1 protein-coding gene is annotated in these 516 nt (G+C 44.6%); it reads right to left on the minus strand.

Annotation, left to right across the window (positions count from 1 at the left end; all coding sequences use genetic code 11):
* Positions 1–85: 85 nt before the first annotated feature.
* Positions 86–516 (minus strand): S16 family serine protease (locus IE260_RS43560; RefSeq protein WP_506005123.1); only part of this gene is annotated, 431 nt, incomplete at its 5' end.

Consider the following 516-nt stretch of genomic DNA (forward strand, 5'->3'; position numbering starts at 1 on the left):
CTTGCAAGGCCAGCCCTAAACTCCCCCCCATAAGCCCTAAACCAATAATGCCTGCTTTCATTAATGCCTGCTTTCATGTCAAATTTTAAAGTAAAGTTTTTTCTAGCACTTCAGCGATGTTTTTCACCGCAACGATGTTTAAATTCTCTCGCACTTCAGCAGGGATTTCATCTAAATCCCTTTCGTAATTTTTGACAGGAATGAGAGCGGTTTTAATGCCGGCTTTAAAAGCAGCGATCAATTTTTCTTTCAGCCCTCCTATGGGCAAAACTTCCCCGCTCAAAGTCAATTCGCCCGTCATTGCCACCTCGCTTCTTGTAGCCCTATCGCATAAAATGCTCGCTATCACGCTCGCCATAGCGATCCCAGCGCTCGGACCGTCTTTAGGCGTAGCCCCCTCAGGGACATGCAAATGCAAATCATAAGCGTTATAAACTTTCAGTTCTTTTTTCTTTTTCTTACCCTCTGCATCGGTTTCGCTAGGGATTTTAGGCGCTTTTAAGGTTTCGTTATCCA

Source organism: Streptomyces viridiviolaceus (assembly GCF_014650995.1).
GTDB classification, from domain to species: Bacteria; Actinomycetota; Actinomycetes; order Streptomycetales; family Streptomycetaceae; genus Streptomyces; species Streptomyces viridiviolaceus.